This window comes from Bacteroides sp. 1_1_30, from assembly GCF_020982715.1.
Classification (GTDB): Bacteria; Bacteroidota; Bacteroidia; order Bacteroidales; family Bacteroidaceae; genus Bacteroides; species Bacteroides xylanisolvens.
The window spans coordinates 69471-87575 of sequence record NZ_JAJKHN010000017.1; the positions used below are offsets into that span (position 1 = coordinate 69471).

The 18105-nt window shown below is 42.5% G+C and carries 14 protein-coding genes and 2 pseudogenes; 9 read left to right on the top strand and 7 right to left on the bottom strand.

Annotated elements, in window-relative coordinates; translation table 11 throughout:
- Positions 1 to 44 precede the first annotated feature (44 nt).
- From gmd to LPH68_RS06795, 4 genes are all read left to right on the top strand, one after another.
- Positions 45 to 1115 carry a GDP-mannose 4,6-dehydratase gene (gene gmd, locus LPH68_RS06780; protein WP_004316341.1) on the top strand — a complete coding sequence of 357 codons (1071 nt, stop codon included), beginning with the start codon at positions 45 to 47 and terminating at the stop codon, positions 1113 to 1115.
- 101 nt (positions 1116 to 1216) lie between these two features.
- A complete protein-coding gene (locus LPH68_RS06785; protein WP_004316340.1) occupies positions 1217 to 2287 on the top strand; it encodes a GDP-L-fucose synthase in 1071 nt (356 codons plus the stop codon).
- Positions 2288 to 2710: 423 nt separating this feature from the next.
- Complete coding sequence (locus tag LPH68_RS06790) at positions 2711 to 4369, top strand: AMP-binding protein (protein WP_008022073.1); 1659 nt, start codon at positions 2711 to 2713, stop codon at positions 4367 to 4369.
- A gap of 54 nt (positions 4370 to 4423) precedes the next feature.
- Positions 4424 to 5572: an LA_2272 family surface repeat-containing protein gene (locus tag LPH68_RS06795; protein ID WP_151922983.1), complete on the top strand. Its 1149-nt coding sequence runs from the start codon at positions 4424 to 4426 to the stop codon at positions 5570 to 5572.
- A 200-nt stretch (positions 5573 to 5772) separates the two neighbouring features.
- Here LPH68_RS06795 and LPH68_RS06800 read toward each other — a convergent pair whose 3' ends face one another.
- The 3 genes from LPH68_RS06800 to LPH68_RS06810 all read right to left on the bottom strand — a co-directional run bounded on the left by LPH68_RS06800 (position 5773) and on the right by LPH68_RS06810 (position 10298).
- Positions 5773 to 7767: a fructose-bisphosphatase class III gene (locus LPH68_RS06800; RefSeq protein ID WP_008775961.1), complete on the bottom strand. Its 1995-nt coding sequence runs from the start codon at positions 7765 to 7767 to the stop codon at positions 5773 to 5775.
- Positions 7768 to 7832: 65 nt separating this feature from the next.
- Complete coding sequence (locus tag LPH68_RS06805) at positions 7833 to 9497, bottom strand: putative transporter (protein WP_151922982.1); 1665 nt, start codon at positions 9495 to 9497, stop codon at positions 7833 to 7835.
- A 354-nt stretch (positions 9498 to 9851) separates the two neighbouring features.
- On the bottom strand, positions 9852 to 10298 hold the full coding sequence (locus LPH68_RS06810; protein WP_004316335.1) for a hypothetical protein: 447 nt from the start codon (positions 10296 to 10298) through the stop codon (positions 9852 to 9854).
- 213 nt (positions 10299 to 10511) lie between these two features.
- Between LPH68_RS06810 and LPH68_RS06815 the strand changes: the two genes are divergently transcribed.
- The 5 genes and pseudogenes from LPH68_RS06815 to LPH68_RS06835 form a co-directional block, all read left to right on the top strand.
- On the top strand, positions 10512 to 12086 hold the full coding sequence (locus tag LPH68_RS06815) for an AAA family ATPase (RefSeq protein ID WP_151922981.1): 1575 nt from the start codon (positions 10512 to 10514) through the stop codon (positions 12084 to 12086).
- Entirely contained in the window at positions 12061 to 13488 is a 1428-nt protein-coding gene (locus LPH68_RS06820; protein ID WP_192923069.1) for a hypothetical protein, read from the top strand. The genes LPH68_RS06815 and LPH68_RS06820 overlap by 26 nt, the downstream gene beginning before the upstream one ends.
- Before the next feature lie 315 nt (positions 13489 to 13803).
- Positions 13804 to 15087 (top strand): phage integrase SAM-like domain-containing protein, encoded by a 1284-nt coding sequence (locus LPH68_RS06825; RefSeq protein ID WP_230296887.1) that lies wholly within the window; start codon positions 13804 to 13806, stop codon positions 15085 to 15087.
- A gap of 1 nt (position 15088) precedes the next feature.
- Complete coding sequence (locus tag LPH68_RS06830; RefSeq protein WP_195589181.1) at positions 15089 to 15364, top strand: hypothetical protein; 276 nt, start codon at positions 15089 to 15091, stop codon at positions 15362 to 15364.
- An 87-nt stretch (positions 15365 to 15451) separates the two neighbouring features.
- Positions 15452 to 15799 (top strand): annotated as a pseudogene (locus tag LPH68_RS06835) (dihydrofolate reductase family protein); the annotation flags it as partial.
- A gap of 105 nt (positions 15800 to 15904) precedes the next feature.
- On the opposite strand, the gene LPH68_RS06840 reads toward LPH68_RS06835, so the two are convergent.
- The 4 genes and pseudogenes from LPH68_RS06840 to LPH68_RS06855 all read right to left on the bottom strand — a co-directional run.
- Complete coding sequence (locus tag LPH68_RS06840; protein WP_094582489.1) at positions 15905 to 17044, bottom strand: IS481 family transposase; 1140 nt, start codon at positions 17042 to 17044, stop codon at positions 15905 to 15907.
- Between the two features lie 238 nt (positions 17045 to 17282).
- Positions 17283 to 17486: a hypothetical protein gene (locus tag LPH68_RS06845; protein ID WP_195589178.1), complete on the bottom strand. Its 204-nt coding sequence runs from the start codon at positions 17484 to 17486 to the stop codon at positions 17283 to 17285.
- Between the two features lie 17 nt (positions 17487 to 17503).
- On the bottom strand, positions 17504 to 17902 hold the full coding sequence (locus LPH68_RS06850) for a ribonuclease H (protein WP_195589176.1): 399 nt from the start codon (positions 17900 to 17902) through the stop codon (positions 17504 to 17506).
- A pseudogene (locus LPH68_RS06855) lies at positions 17899 to 18105 on the bottom strand (hypothetical protein); the annotation flags it as partial. The pseudogene LPH68_RS06855 and the gene LPH68_RS06850, both read right to left, overlap by 4 nt.

The following is an 18105-nucleotide window of genomic DNA, read 5'->3' on the forward strand; positions in this document are numbered from 1 at the left end:
CCGACATTTGCACCCACATTTTCAATTATATTAAATAATAGCGTATGAAAAAAGCCCTAATTTCAGGCATCACCGGGCAGGATGGTTCTTATCTTGCCGAATTTCTATTGCAAAAAGGTTACGAAGTACACGGTATACTCCGTCGTTCTTCTTCGTTCAATACAGGACGTATTGAACATTTGTATTTTGACGAGTGGGTGCGCGACATGAAACAGAAACGTACGATCAATCTGCATTATGGGGATATGACAGATTCTAGTTCGTTAATTCGTATTATTCAACAGGTGCAACCGGATGAAATCTACAATCTCGCTGCTCAAAGCCACGTGAAGGTTTCATTCGACGTCCCGGAATACACAGCCGAAGCGGATGCTATCGGTACGTTGCGTATGCTCGAAGCGGTACGCATCCTGGGACTGGAAAAGAAAACCCGCATCTATCAGGCTTCTACTTCCGAATTGTTCGGTAAAGTGCAGGAAGTTCCACAAAAAGAGACAACTCCATTCTATCCCCGTTCTCCATATGGGGTAGCCAAACAATATGGTTTCTGGATTACTAAAAACTACCGCGAAAGCTATGGTATGTTTGCCGTAAACGGAATCTTGTTCAATCACGAGAGCGAACGCCGTGGCGAGACATTCGTTACCCGTAAAATTTCGCTTGCTGCCGCACGTATCGCACAGGGCGAACAGGACAAACTGTATCTGGGTAATCTGGATGCACGTCGCGACTGGGGATATGCCAAGGATTACATCGAATGTATGTGGCTGATCCTGCAACATGACGTTCCCGAAGATTTCGTAATTGCTACCGGAGAAATGCACACAGTACGCGAATTCGCAACGCTGGCATTCAAGGAAGCAGGCATCGAACTTCGTTGGGAAGGTGAAGGCGTGAATGAGAAAGGTATCGACGTAGCTACCGGAAAGTCTTTGGTAGAGGTTGATCCTAAATATTTCCGTCCGTCAGAGGTGGAACAACTGCTGGGTGACCCGACTAAAGCAAAAACATTGTTAGGATGGGATCCATGCAAAACATCATTCGAAGAACTGGTAAGTATCATGGTTCGCCACGATATGGAAAAAGTGAAGCGGATGATTGCTACCAAACATTAAATGAATTTCATTTCACCACAGAGGACACGGAGGACACAGAGGATTTTATTTTTTCCTCTGTGCCCTCCGTGTCCTCTGTGGTGAAAATAATAAAAGATAGAATGGAAAAGAATGCAAAGATATATATAGCAGGACACCGCGGACTTGTGGGATCTGCTATCTGGAAGAATTTGCAGGATAAAGGATACACCAATCTGATAGGCCGCACGCACAAAGAGCTTGACCTGCTGGATGGAATGGCTGTCCGTAAATTCTTCGATGAAGAACAACCGGAATATGTATTCCTTGCCGCTGCCTTTGTGGGTGGTATCATGGCGAACAGCATCTACCGTGCCGACTTTATATACAAGAATCTGCAGATTCAACAGAACATTATCGGAGAGAGTTTCCGTCACAACGTGAAAAAGTTGCTCTTCCTCGGTAGTACGTGTATTTATCCACGCGATGCCGAACAGCCGATGAAGGAAGATGTATTGCTTACTTCACCGTTGGAATATACCAACGAGCCGTATGCAATCGCCAAAATTGCCGGACTGAAAATGTGCGAGAGCTTCAACCTGCAATATGGAACGAACTACATCGCCGTGATGCCGACAAACCTTTACGGGCCGAATGATAATTTCGATTTGGAACGCAGCCATGTATTGCCTGCCATGATTCGCAAGATTCATTTGGCACACTGTCTGAAAGAAGGAAACTGGGAAGCTGTACGCAAGGATATGAACCAGCGTCCGGTGGAAGGTGTCAACGGCGACAGCTCAAAAGAGGACATTCTGGCTATTCTGAAAAAATACGGAATCAGCGAAACAGAGGTCACTCTCTGGGGTACGGGTACTCCTCTTCGCGAATTCCTCTGGAGCGAAGAAATGGCGGATGCCAGTGTCTTCGTTATGGAGCACGTGGACTTTAAAGATACCTATAAAGAAGGTAGCAAAGATATCCGCAACTGCCATATCAACATCGGAACCGGTAAGGAAATCACCATCCGCCAACTGGCTGAACGGATCGTTGAAACAGTAGGTTATCAAGGTAAACTGACCTTCGACAGCAGCAAACCGGACGGCACAATGCGCAAGCTAACCGATCCTTCAAAACTGCATGCACTGGGCTGGCACCACAAAATTGAAATCGAGGAAGGCGTACAAAGAATGTACGAATGGTACTTGAAATAAGAAATGAAGTTACTGTAAATATGCTATTAGCTGAATGTTTTTTTGCTAATAGCATATTTTTTTTAGCTATAATGATAATTAAATTAGCTATAATGATAATCAGTTTTGCTATAATGATAATCCAATTAGCTATAAGCATAATCTGTTGAGCTATGAGCATAATCTTTTTTATACTACGAGTCAATCTATTTTATTATAAGTTAATCCCTTTTGTGATAAGCCTTCATCCAACTAAGCATCATTTATTCAACCATAAGCACCATTCATTCAATTATAAGCCTCATCCATTGTATTTATAACGTATCGCCACACAAATTCCCCTACTACTCTCTCCTCCATTTCCAAAAAATCTTCACTCTTAATTCTTCATTCTTAATATAATTGCTATATTTGCACAATTTAATACCAAATGTGCAAAAAACAATGGAACAAAGTTTTATAGCCTATATTGAGAATAGTATCAAGAATAATTGGGACCTGGATGCCCTGACCGATTATAAAGGTGCAACTTTACAGTATAAAGACGTAGCTCGTAAAATCGAGAAACTCCATATCATCTTTGAAGAAAGCGGAATCCGCAAAGGAGACAAGATTGCCGTTTGTGGAAGAAACAGCTCTCACTGGGGAGTTACTTTCCTTGCCACACTGACGTATGGAGCCGTTATTGTACCTATTCTCCATGAATTTAAAGCAGATAACGTGCATAATATCGTCAACCACTCCGAAGCTAAATTACTGCTTGTAGGAGATATGGTATGGGAAAACCTGAACGAGTCGGCAATGCCGCTACTGGAAGGTATCCTGATGATGAACGACTTCACCCTATTAGTGTCACGCAGCGAACGACTCACGTATGCACGCGAACATCTGAACGAAATGTTCGGCAAAAAATATCCGAAGAATTTCCGTAAAGAGCATGTCGCTTATCACAAAGACGAACCGGAAGAACTGGCAGTTATCAATTATACTTCGGGAACAACGAGTTATTCCAAAGGAGTAATGCTCCCCTACCGCAGTCTGTGGTCGAATACCAAATTTGCTTTTGAAGTGTTGGAACTGGAAGCCGGAGATAAAATCGTTTCCATGCTTCCTATGGCACACATGTACGGATTGGCTTTTGAATTCCTTTATGAGTTCTCCGTAGGTTGCCACATCTACTTCCTCACCCGTATGCCAAGCCCTAAGATTATCTTCCAGGCTTTTGAAGAAGTGAAACCCAGTCTGATTGTTGCCGTACCACTCATCATCGAAAAGATAATCAAGAAAAGCGTACTTCCGAAGTTGGAAACTCCGGCGATGAAGATATTGCTGAAAGTGCCTATTATCAATGACAAGATAAAGGCAACAGTGCGCGAAGAGATGATTAAGGCATTTGGCGGAAACTTCAAGGCAGTCATCGTAGGAGGTGCAGCGTTCAATCAGGAAGTGGAACAGTTCTTGAAAATGATTGATTTCCCTTATACGGTTGGATATGGAATGACGGAATGTGGCCCGATTATCTGCTACGAAGATTGGAGAAAGTTCAAACCAGGTTCTTGCGGAAAGGCTGTGCCACGGATGGATGTACGGGTATTGTCATCTGATCCCGAAAATATCGTTGGTGAAATCGTATGTAAGGGCCCGAATGTGATGCTGGGCTATTACAAAAACGAAGAAGCCACTCAAGAAGTCATCGACAAGGACGGATGGTTGCATACCGGCGACTTGGCTTTGATGGATGAAGAAGGTAATGTTACAATCAAAGGACGAAGCAAGAACCTGTTATTGAGCTCCAGCGGACAGAATATCTATCCTGAAGAAATTGAAGATAAGTTGAACAACCTGCCATACGTGGCTGAAAGCATTATCGTTCAGCAAAACGAGAAACTTGTCGGACTTGTTTATCCCGACTTTGACGATGCGTTCGCCCACGGCCTGAAGACTGAAGACATCGAACAAGTAATGGAAGAAAACCGCGTGACACTGAACACTATGTTACCGGCATACAGCCAAATATCCAAGATGAAAATCTATCCGGAAGAATTTGAAAAGACACCGAAGAAGAGCATCAAGCGTTATTTGTATCAGGAGGCAAAAGGCTGATAGATTGTCAGCTGCATAGAGAAAGATATAACTTAAACCGAAAAAGAGAAAGGAATGAAGATAAAAAAAACAATACTCACGGCAGCTATACTAATGGCTGCCGTTTCTTTACCGGCACAGAACAAGAGTGCAGGGATCAATATATCCATCTGGAAAGATATATGCACGCAACCGCATGACAGTACACAGACGACATACATAAACATCGGCCTCCTGTCTACCATGAACCGTCTGAACGGTGTGGGTATCAATGCGTTGGGAAGCGTGGTTCATGGTGACATGAACGGAGTACAAATCACCGGATTAGCCAACTTGGCAGGGGGTACTATGCGGGGCGTTCAGCTGGCTGGTATCAGTAATATCAGCGGCGATAACACCGTAGGGCTTTCTGCTGCCGGATTGGTAAATATCACCGGCGACAAAGCACAGGGAGTAGTCATATCCGGGCTAACGAGCATCGGAGGAGACAACAACTCGGGGTTAATGATTAGTGGTTTCATGAATGTGACGGGCAATATGGCTTCGGGCTTACACTTTTCCGGAATAGCAAATATAACCGGACAGAGCTTCGGTGGTCTGATGGCTTCGGGACTTTTAAATGTAGTAGGCGAACACATGAACGGTTTGCAGATAGCAGGAATTGCCAATATAACCGCATCAAAGCTGAATGGAGTGCAAGTAGCATTATGCAACTACGCAACGAAAGCGCGCGGACTTCAAATTGGTCTTGTCAATTACTACAAAGAAGATATGAAAGGTCTCCAACTTGGTTTGGTGAATGCAAATCCTGACACAAGAGTGCAAATGATGGTATACGGTGGAAATGCAACGCCTGCCAATATCGGGGTACGATTCAAGAACCAGTTGTTTTATACCATATTGGGAGTGGGTTCCATGTATCAGGGATTGAATGATAAGTTTTCGGCGAGCGCATCCTATCGTGCCGGTCTGTCTTTCCCCCTTTACAAGGGGTTATCCATCAGCGGGGACCTCGGATACCAGCATATCGAGGCTTTTGATAACAAAGATGAGGTCATCCCGAAACGCCTGTACGCATTGCAGGCACGTGCAAATCTGGAATATCAATTTACCAAGAAGTTCGGCATCTTTGCAACAGGTGGATATGGGGTAACCAGATTCTATAATAAATCGAGCAATTACGATAAGGGAGCTATTATCGAAGCGGGTATTGTTCTTTTCTAAACTTATTCACCACAGAGGACGCAGAGGACACAGAGGTTTACTATTTTTTATTCACTATAGAGTAACACAGAGTCTCATGTATTTAGAATCGTATTTATCGCTCTGTTTTACTTGTAGAAAGAAAAAAAACTCTGTGTCCTCTGCGTCCTCTGTGGTGAATAAATTCAGAAACGTGCAACTTTGAGCATACTGATTACTAATTATACCTTTTCTTTTATCAGACCGGTACGATAAGCAACGAGCAATTTCTTCAAATCCTGTATTTGAGTCACCAGTTCTTTTCCTTTATCGGTATCTTTCACCATCATCCGTTGCGAATTGAATTCCAGGACAAAGTTGGTAGATTTGATATCAAGTCCCTCTTCGATAGCTTTCTGGCGAGACTGGAAAGGTTCGTGCTGTACAAGCTGCATACCATGAGAGTGATAAACAAGCGTATATCCCGCAATTCCCGTTTCCGGCTGATAAGCTTTTGAGAATCCGCCATCAATAACGAAAAGCTTGCCATTGGCTTTCATTGGCTGTTCTCCCTGAATCGTTTTCACAGGCACATGACCGTTGATGATATGCGAATGAGGACCGGAAGCTCCAAACTCTGCCAAAATTTGATCGCAGACATCTTCCCGGTTACGCAATGTATAATAATAACCTTTCTTCTCTTTATGCAATTCTTTATCTTCTACGAAATAACGCTCAAAGGTCGCCATCTTATCCTTATCGAACAAGGGAGCTTCCGGACCACACCACATATACCAAATGTAATCCATAGCAAATTCCTTATCCTCCTCCCCTTCTTCATCGAAATACGCAGTACGAATCAGTTGATCGGCTTTATCCAGCAATTTACGCCCCCAATATTCCTTACCACGTATTTTGACATGCTTAAAGCTGCCATCCTCATTCAGAGGGACAGAAGCGTGATAAAGAAGATTCGAATTTGACACCAGATACATTCCGCCATAGGTAAACAGGCAACGCATGTGTTTCTTCAGCTTTTCACTATTCATAAATGAATAATGAATCTTTTCTACCAATTCGCGTTCTTCTTCCGTCAACCGGTAAGGATCGGCAGGATCTACGGTAGGGAAGTTGGTATCGCGCAAAGCATATTCTTTTCCTTCGTATACAAAGACGCCACGTTCAAAATCAATCTTCTCCAGCAGTTTGCGGTTGGTCATCCCAAACTCCGGACGACGGTCAATAATTTCGGCTTCCAGCTTAAACTGGATAATGGTAATGGCTTTATGCATTTGAGTTATCAAGCGCAGAGTCTTCTCATTATAATGAGCGTCGGCAAAATTCATCTTCGGCATGAAGATGGTGCAAGGATCATCGGCATACGTATCCATTGCAAAAGTAGCCAATGGAAGCAGATTGATTCCGTATCCGTCTTCAAGCGTGCCCAGGTTGCCGTAGCGCATGGACATACGTATCACGTTGGCAATACAACTATCGTTACCGGAAGCTGCACCCATCCAGAGAATATCATGATTTCCCCATTGAATATCGAAGTTATGGTAATTGCACAACGTATCCATGATGATATGCGCGCCAGGACCACGGTCGTAAATATCGCCTACGATATGAAGAGAGTCAATAGTCAGACGCTGAATCAGATTGCACATAGCGATAATGAAATCGTCGGCACGCTTGGTAGTGATAATCGTGCTGATAATTACATTGATATAAGCATGCTTGTTCGGCTCGATGGAAGATTCGTGCAATAATTCCTGAATAATATAAGAGAACTCGGCAGGCAGCGATTTACGAACCTTCGAACGGGTATATTTGGAAGATACATTCTGACAGACCTTCACCAGTTGGTTCAGGGTAATCAGATACCAATCATCCAGGTCCTTTTCACGGGCTTTCACTAATTGAAGTTTCTCTTCGGGATAGTAAATCAACGTGCAGATTTCTTTCTTTTCAGCCTCGCGGAGAGTGTTGCCGAATATTTCATTTACTTTACGTTTTACCGCACCTGAAGCGTTTTTCAGTACGTGCTGAAAAGCCTCGTATTCTCCATGAATGTCAGTCAGGAAATGCTCTGTCCCTTTAGGTAGATTTAAGATAGCCTCCAGATTGATTATTTCCGTACTAGCATCGGCAATCGTAGGAAAACTTCGGGAAAGCAGTTGCAGGTAACGGAGATCGCCCACAATGCTTTCAGGAGTTATGTTACTTTGAGCAGTCATTTTATTTACTATTTTACTATTTACAATTTACTAGTTACTAATTACGATCCAGCAATATACTATTCTCAATTTAACAAGAACATCAACAACACTTGGGCGATAATTACCCGCAGGAACATACATAGCGGATAAACAGTCGCATAGGCTACGGATGGGTTGTCGCCGGGGATTGTATCGTTTACATAGTTCAGTGCCATCGGATTTGCCATACTTCCGCACAACATACCGGATACAGAACCGAAATCGATCTTCATCATCTTGAAAGCCACGAATCCAACCAATACAGTTGGAATGATAGTCAATCCGACTCCCAAACCAATCCATAATAAGCCTTCCGGACGGAATACGGTATCGAAAAAGTGAGCTCCGGCATCCAGTCCCAGACAAGCAAGGTACATGGAAAGTCCCAAGGCACGCAACATCAGGTTCGCGCTACGGGTGGTATAGGTAATCATGTGTATCCGTGGTCCAAAAGTCCCCAGAAGGATACCGACAATGATCGGTCCGCCCGCTAATCCCAACTTCACAGGAGTACTGACACCCGGAAAAGAGAAAGGAATAGCCCCCAGTGCCAAACCAAGCACGATACCGATAAATATAACAACCAGATTGGGCTCTTTCAAGCTTTTCACGGCATTTCCCAATACTTTCTCCACATTCTGGATAGCAGCAGCCTCGCCCACCACTGTCAGGCGGTCGCCCAACTGAAGTATCAATCCCGGAGTAGCAAGCAGTTGCACCCCCGACCGGTAAACACGGCTGATGTTAATTCCGTAATGGTTTCTCAACCGGAGTGCACCGAGTTTCTTACCATTCAGTTCGGGACGGGTGACAACGATACGCTGCGAGATCAATTCGCTGTCAATCGCATTCCAGTCAATGTCCTCTTTATTCCAATCCGTATTTTCCTGTTCACCAAAAAGTACCGTCAGGGCCAAAGCGTCTTTTTCCGCAGTTATCACCAGCAGACGGTCGCCTTCTTTCAGAATCTTGTCTGAAGTCGGAATACTGACATGTCCGTCACGCCACAAACGGGATATGACAAACTTTGGGTAACTCATACGAGCTATATCCTTGATACTTTTATTGAAAATAGCAGGATTGTGTACTTGAAACGCTGCAATATAAGTTTTGTTCGCATCGTCTTTCTCTTTTATCTCCAAGTCTTCTTTGCGAACCAATACTTTACGGATTAATAAAACGGCAAGGATTACGCCGACTACTCCCATCGGATAGGCTACCGCACATCCTAAAGCAGGCGTACTGCTGTTTATTCCCATCTGTTTCAGAGTTTGTTGCGCAGCTCCCAATGCCGGAGTGTTTGTCGTTGCTCCACAAAGGATGCCCACCATATCAGGAAGAGAGACACCCGTTGCATAACTAGCCACCACCGTCAACAACGTTCCCAGCAAAACGACTCCCAACGCCAACATATTCAGCGTTACCCCTCCTTTACGGAAAGAGCTAAAAAAACCGGGACCGACTTGTAGCCCGAGGGAATAAACGAAAATGACCAGTCCGAAACTTTCTGCATAGTTTAACATCTGCGGATCGACCGAAAGCCCGAGATGGCCGGCCAGGATACCCGCAAAAAAAACAAAAGTGACTCCCAGGGAAACTCCCCAGAAATGCACTCTTCCCAAGCCCAAACCAATGGCAGAAATCAGTGAAAGTACCACAACAGCCTGTAAGGCAGAATGTTCGATGAATAGACTATATAACCACTCCATGTATATAAAAACTAATAGGGCGCAAAGATAAAAACTATTTAGTCCGGTTCAAAACTTTTAAGCTTTCATTTCGCGCCCTAATTATACCCTGATTCATATATCCTGAAATCTTATTGATTACCCTTTTACACTGTTACCTGTTATTTTGTTTCTAATATCTGTTATATTTCTATCTTAACAATCTTATCCTTTCTCTTTTTACCCGCATCTTGTTATCCTTCCAACGATGCTTTTTTACCAGTTTCTTCCTTTACGCTTACCTATCTCTTTATCTTTTTCTAATTTCTTTATCTCTCCTAATTTCTTAACCTTTTCTTATTTCTTCCTGCTTCACGTTTCTTCCTGCTTTACGTTTCATCTTTTCCCTTGAAACTCCACAAAGTTATTTCGTCCGTCCAGATAACCGCTCAATCTGTTTCCACCGATATATACATCATCCAGGTATGAAACATCATTCGGTCCGTATGACATACGAATGGAAGTCTGTGCATAATTTTCCCAACTCCAACGGAAATTATATTCATATTGATCGACTGCTCCATTAGGATATTCCACCCGTATATAGTCGATTCCGGTACGGTCTAAAAAGAAGTCCAGTTCCTGACGGCAATAGTTACCGTCCATGTCGCGGTAGAAACTAACCCAGGTACGACTACATAAATCAGCCGAACGGTTATAGTACCCTGCACCATTATTATCATCATCATAGAAACTATCTATTTCCACTTCGCAAGAGGTAAAACTTACCATCAATATAGCCATCAACGCCAAACCGAAGTATTTAAATGTGCTCGTTTTCATATTCCTTTATTTTTAATGGTTCTCTAATTATTATATATCATTTATCTTTCGATAGAACAAAAGTAGAGAATGAATTTTCCCCATGAAACTGAAAACTCCTACTTATCAGGAGGAAATTGCCTAAATCTAGGAGTAAATCCCTCCGGCGAAGTCTATTTCAAAGAATTCTTGTATCTTTGCCTCTTGCTAACAACACATGAAATTATCCGTCGCATGAAGTCTATCAAATCACATATCACCCAATTATTGAAGTCCCTCAATGAGGGAGTATTCGAAAAAGAGCATACCATCGCACTGTCTCTGCTATCCGCCATGGCAGGGGAAAGTATCTTTCTGCTGGGCCCTCCGGGAGTAGCCAAGAGTTTGGTAGCACGCAGGCTAAAACTGGCATTTAAAGGCGCAGATGCTTTTGAGTATCTGATGTCCCGCTTCAGTACACCGGACGAAATATTCGGTCCCGTCTCCATCTCAAAATTGAAGGATGAAGATACGTACGAACGCATTACAAAAGGATACCTGCCGACAGCATCAATCGTCTTTCTGGATGAAATATGGAAAGCCGGCCCTGCTATCCAAAATTCCCTTTTGACGGTAATCAATGAAAAGATATACCGCAACGGACAATTTACAGTGCGTGTACCCCTGAAAGCATTAATTGCCGCTTCCAACGAACTGCCGGCAAAAGGTGAAGGACTGGAAGCCTTATACGACCGTTTCCTGATCCGTCAGTTTGTCGGATGTATCGAACAGGAATATGCGTTCGATCAGATGATTTCTTCTACGCGGGAGATAGAACCTGAAATCCCTGAAAAGCTCCAGGTGAACGATGAATTATACAATCAGATACAAGTTGAAAGCGAAAAAGTAGGCATTCACTATACCATCTTCGAGCTGATTCACAATATCAAACGAGAAATTGAACAATATAATACAGGACGGGATGAAAACACCCCTCCCATCTATGTATCCGACCGCCGCTGGAAGAAAATAGTAGGTCTGCTCCGCACATCGGCCTATCTGAATGAATCTCCGGGAATTCATTTCTCCGACTGCCTGTTGATGAGCGCCTGCCTATGGGATGAAATTTCGCAGCTCCCCATTATCGAAGAGATTGTAGAACAGTCGATAGCACGAGGCATCAACACCTATCTGTTAGGAGAAAAACGGTTGGAACAAAAATTGGACACACTGAAAGAAAACATGAAGTCCGAACACAGCCTGCGTGAACTTAGCGATCCGGGAATCCAGGTCGTAGACACCTTCTATCATCGCATAGAAGGTTATCACATTGCCGGAAACCTACTCATATTTGCTTCCGATTACCAGTCTTTGAAGAAAGACAGCAACCGGCTGTTTTATATCCAACAGGATAAATTCCGTCCGGTCAACAAAATCCTGAAAGCCTACGATTTTGTAAAGAACAGAAATATCGCGCAAAAGAATATCTATTCCCTCCGAAAAGGAAGACGGTCTGTTTTCGTCAACAATCAGGAATATCCGTTACTATGTTATGACAATTGCGACCCTTTGCCTGCACAACAGGATGGCAACACTCCGTTCGAATTTACATTGCAGGAAGTGATCGACTTGCTGCATCAAATGGAAGTGGAATATAAAACAATCTCCGAGCGGGAAACAGCATATACAAAGGAGCATCTCTTCTTAAGCTCATCGCAAAAAAGCAAGATCAAACGAATTTTAGGAGAGACTGCACATATCATAGAGAATTACCGGAACGAACTCCGCATCATCGCTCATGCCCATGAACAAGAGAACAGAGAGTATTAGGCTCAAACACCTGCAAGACATTTATTATGAAAAATTGCAGGGAATAGCCTACGATGTGTACGACGAACAACTGCACAACCTGATTATCCGTCCCGAAGAACTGGATGCGGACATTCACCGGTATTTTCGTCACACGCAACCCTCCCTGCAAGATTTCTACTCCCACTACGCGTCGCAATGGGAATACTTTCATGAAATGGATGAAGCATCCGACGCCAAGTTTCTCCAATTCCTGAAAAACAGCGCCTACCCGTTCTCGATGAAATATCACCTGGTAGACCTCAACGTAAAATACTACCTCCAACGTTTTGACGCAATCAGCCCGCGCTCTAAAGAATGGAAAGCGTTGCGGACTCTCTTCTTCGACAAATGGCACACACTGCTCTCGAACAACGAGTTCAACTATCAGATGGAACATATCGAGCGGCTTTGTGATGATTTTTACCGTCTTCAGCTATCACTTGCCAAAAATCTTCCGGTACGTGGCGGCTCACGCCTCGTCTGGTTACTCCGCAACCATAAACAGATAGCAGAACAAATTTTAGAATACGAAGAAACGATCAAACGAAATCCCGTTATCCGTGAACTGGTAGAAATCTTGGGCAAGAAACACCAAAGCAGCCAGAAACGTTTCAAAATGACTGCCGGTATTCATCGGGAACAAATTATATCTCATGCCACCCGAAGTGATATTGCAGGTATTTGCGAAGGAAACGACTTAAACAGCCTTCTTCCCTTGGAATATTGTTATCTGGCCGAAAAAAGTCTGCAACCCATTTTCTTTGAGCGTTTCATTGAGAAGAGATTGCAAGTCATCGACTATCAATCACACGAAAAGCAAACCATCAACGACAAGAAAACAATAGGGAACGAAGTTTCCGAAGAAGCCGAAGGCCCTTTCATTGTTTGCCTGGACACTTCCGGTTCCATGGCAGGCGAACGGGAAAGAATCGCGAAATCCACCCTACTTGCCATTGCCGAACTGACGGAAGTGCAACATCGAAAATGTTACGTCATCCTGTTTTCCGATGATATCGAGTGCATTGAAATCACAGACTTAGGCAGCAGTTTCGACCGCCTGGTCGATTTCTTATGCCAATCCTTTCATGGCGGAACTGATATGGAACCTGTCATCACGCATGCTTTGCGAAAGATCAGCGAAGAAGGATATATGGAAGCGGACATTATCACCGTATCGGACTTTGAGATGCGTCCTGTCGATCAACTACTATCCCGAACCATCGAACACGCAAAAGCGAAACAGACAAAGATGTACGCTATTTCTTTAGGTGGCAAGAGTGCCGAGACCAGCTATCTGAAATTATGTGATAAATATTGGGAATATAGCATTCAAAACGCCGAAAGTCTTAATAAAAATAGAATCGAGGAATCAAATATTTAATCAATGTTATAAAACATCTCTTTTTTCTTGTTTTATTTGCAAAGTTGACAGAAGTCCGTATATTTGTACTGTGTTTTTCATAGTATTAGATTTAAGGTTAACAAAAAGATTGGCTGTCTGGGATAGATAGCCTTTTTTTATGCCCATATATTAAAGAGGAAAGCTTAATATTCTGACTGTCAAATAATTAATCAAAGGTGGTAGAACGGATAAATAGCCGAAATAAACAAAAATAGCGGGTAACCTCTATTCTTATGTAGGCTGTTATGTAGGCAAAAAATTGGTCTACATGAGTACACGTAAAACCTAATTAAAATGTATTCGATCAACATTAAAGGAAAAGTGACCTCAAAAGACAAAAAACTGGTGAAACTGGAAATGATCTTCTTCCAAACAGGCTACAACAGAGTTTCTAAGGTGCTAAATATCACCGGTCCCATCAAAGACTGGGACAATGCGTCACAATCATTTATTTCCAAATCAAGCGATGCCATCAAAAAGAACAAGATGTTGCTTGATCTGAAATTAAAGTATCAGAAGATTGCGGAAGAATGGGAAGAGGAAGGACGTAAATGGAGTCCGACCGAACTGGCACTTAGTCTTGATAAAAAGAAAGGGAAGGAAATGAAAGAGGAAGACCGTTCTCTGTCCGTTTCCCAGATGATTGATTATTTGATTAAAAAATTCTCTGAAAAGGAAAAAGAGAAAAACGGCAAGATTGTGAAAAGCCTGGCGAGTGTAAAGGACTATAAAATCATAAAGAAGGCTTTGGAAGAGTTCACACAAAAGAAATACAATAAACCATTATCCGTGTTTTATTTCAGTGACATAACAAAACAGTTCCTCTTGGATTTTGTTCTATATACACAAAAAAAAGGAATTGCCAATGGTAATAAAGCAGGCTTGAACCAGAAGTTGCGTAAACTGAGAGCTATAGTCAACTATGCCAAAGGGCTGAATATGCACGGTGCTGATCCGGAAATATTCGGCTGTGTGGAGGATAAGATGAAATGGCACAAGTTTGAACCGAGAACTGTTTCCAAGAGAGTGATACAGTTAATTGAGAATGTTGATAGAAGCTTGCTTACACCTAAAGAGGAATTTTGCTTGGATTTATTTCTTTTCAGTTATTACACAGGAGGTATGGCCAATGTGGATGTCTGTCATTTGACGTACAATATGATTCAAGGAAACCAGGTTATCTATGAACGGATGAAATTCCCGAAAATTGGAAAACCCTTGTTGATAGAGAAATCAAAACTAATTATTGAGAAATATGAAGGCCAAGGCATCGACAACTATGTATTCCCTATATTCACAAAAAAACATACCACAGAGGCTAAAATGCGTAATAGAGTCATTCAAATTTCTAATAGAGTCAGCAAGACGTTGACTAAAGTTTGTAATATTCTGGATATAAAAGAGAATATAACTTGGTATTCTGCACGAGGTACATTTATCTCCCGTATGGTAGATGCCGGTTGTTCTCCTGCTGTTACGGCAGAACAAGCAGGAAACAGTGTTGCGGTAATCTTTAAGCACTATTACAAGTTCACCGAAGGCGAAACCTTATTGACAAAAATGAATTCTGTATTCTAAAGTGGCAACCAATAAGTTAGAATTTCCAGATATTTTAATGGATGAAGCCGGATTTGACAGGGCTATTGTTTTATTATTCGGGAAGTTTCGCTATCATTGTTGCAATGAAGACGACAGGCTGGGTATGATTCCTGCCGTCTTTATACCCAGCCTGGAAATAGACGGGGGATATACACATTGTACGTTCGCTGAACGTCTTGGAATAGAAAAACTTGCACTTTTCAAAAAGGCAAGATGTATACGCAATGTTCATGCTGTGTATGCTTATATAAAATGAGTTCACGCTGTTCTTTTGGGGACAAGGCGAGCATAACTATTAAAATATTATTGATATGAAACAAATTACTTTGTACGTGTACCGATTCATTTGGGCTGGCCAATTGTAGCGAAAAAGACTTTGGTTGTAACGAACAATGCTATCAAACTGACTGAGAATGAACGAGTGCAGTTCATTACAGGGGATGTAGTGGCAGAACTGCAGAGAATAAAAGAGGATGGTGACGGTACGGTGGTGGCTTACGGTAAGGAGATTGGAACTCTGCTTTTGGATAACGGGTTGGCGGACGAAATCACAGTAACGACCGTACCGATACTGGTCGGAGGTGATGAGAAAGCACTGAAATGCGGATTGAGTGACGGTGGAACTTGGATTGTGCGGTCGAACAAGATGCTGGTGGATGGTAAAATGCGGACAGTGTACGGAAAGGTGTGATGACGAAATACAAAAGAAATGTGTCATAATTTGCCACAGATTACGCAGATGTACATAGACTAAATTTAACTGTAATAGTCAAGACTTGTTCTGACATTTGTTTTACTATCGGACAAAAAAACTGTCAGATGTTTGTTGCGAAGTTACACAAGTTTCATCATCCTCACAACCGAATGAGATTTTATCCTGCTCATTCGGTTTTATCATTTCCTGATTTTGCAGTTGATACTTTCTTGCCACAGCGATTCCTTCGATAAAAGTTTGCATGGGCGTTTTCCCGAAACAGTACTTTCCAGAGTGTGTTCTTTGGGTATTGTAGGAGTTCATCCACATATCAAGGTCTGCTTGCAGCTGTTCGATAGAGGTATAGATTTTCTTTCTGAATGCAATAGCATAGAACTCATTCTGCACGGTTCTGTTAAATCGCTCACATATACCGTTTGTCTGAGGGCTTTTCGCCTTAATCTTAGAATGATCAATGTCTTCCACAGCCAAATACAATTCATACTCATGATTTTCTCTGTTTCCGCAGTATTCTGTTCCTCTATCTGTTAGCATACGCATCAGTTTCAAGTCATGCTGCTCGAAAAAAGGAATAACCCTATCGTTAAGCATATCGGCAGCAACAAGCGCATTCTTTCTGTCATACAACTTGGCAAATCCGATTTTGGAGTAAGTATCAATGACGGTCTGCTGATAAATGTGTCCCACACCTTTGATATATCCTACATAATAAGTGTCTTGGGCAAGTAGAAAACCGGGATAATAAGTTTCTATCTCTCCATGAGCCTGCTTTTCTTCTTTTGCTTTTTCCAATGCCGCCACTTGGTTCTCATCAAGGATAATGCCCTCTTGTTCCACTTTGGCTGACAATGCTTTCAGGCGTTTCTGGAAGGTCTCCATATCGTGCCGTAGCCAAATGGAACGCACTCCGCCCGGCGAAATAAGAATACCTTTCTTACGTAGCTCATTGGATACACGGACTTGCCCCAATGCAGGATTGTCTATCGCCATCTGTACGACTGCCTGCTCGATGTGTTCTTCCACACGGTTCTTTATGACAGGCTTACGACGAGAAATCTCCTGCAAGGCGACTTCACCGCCTTGTTCATACAACTCTTTGAAACGATAAAAACTGTCACGACTGTAGCCCATAACCTTACAAGCACGTGATACGTTTCCTAACTGTTGGGAGAGTTCAAGCAATCCCAGTTTGTTCTTGATGACCTTTTCTGATGTTGTCATAACTTAATCTGTTTTCTGTTACAAATTTATTCTTTTTATACGTAACTGTCAGATTAAGTCTTGACTAATTCAATTTAACTAACAGATGGTGCTCTGTAATATTTGTCTGCGTAAATCCGTGTAATTCTGTGAATATAATTTTTGGCACATTCTCTTGGGTTTTCAATAAAGAATAAATAAAATAATGGACTATATATAATTATCCGGTATTGGGAGTATAGTATTGTCTACTTAAAGATTAGGAATATCTCCTTGAAACGGGTTTGATAAGCAAGTCGATGTGCTCGTGTTCAAGAATAAGCTTCATAGCCTTGTAGATGGGCATCTTCTCAATGCCAGCAATCTTTAGAGCTTCCATTTTAATGGTATTCTCAACCAGCTGTAAATAGTCCTCCTCTTTCAGCTCAACATATTTTTGTGACTGGGATTTCAATTTTGCCATATCATTAATTGTCTTTATTATTTATTTCCGAAATCAGCAGGAATCTCGCCCCATAAGTGCTTGTCCCAATACAATACCTCTATATCCACTATCCTTGCTTCCATTACCTTGAGAAATATCTCCGCTTTCTGTAATGCCGGACATGTGCGTGAGGAAGCGGTCTGTCTATTATTATACCATGTAATACCCGTTATACTGTCGGAATAGATTGTGCGCGGAGTTCCCGGATGCTCTAAAATATACTTGACAGCTGTCACAATACCGAGAAACTCCCCGATATTGTTTGTCCAGTTGCCAATTGACTCCGAAAAGAGTTCCATTCCAGAAGAGAGGTCGACAGCCCGGAAGCGTGTCAATCTCTCTTTTGCCTTATGGGTACCATCGGTCGCTATGCCTATCTTTGGTTTTCCTTTCATTTGCCTCTTCCCGAATGTCCGTTTTTCGTGTAGATGAATCCGTCAGATTCCATGCGTCGTACCAAAGCCTGTGCTTGGTTCAGGTAATCGTTGATTACATTCTCCTGATGCCTGATATCCTTGCGCCCTTTGAGAATTTCCAATACACCGTCTATTGTACGGCTCATAGCACTCTTTCCGTCCTTGGGATCGAAGAAAATCTT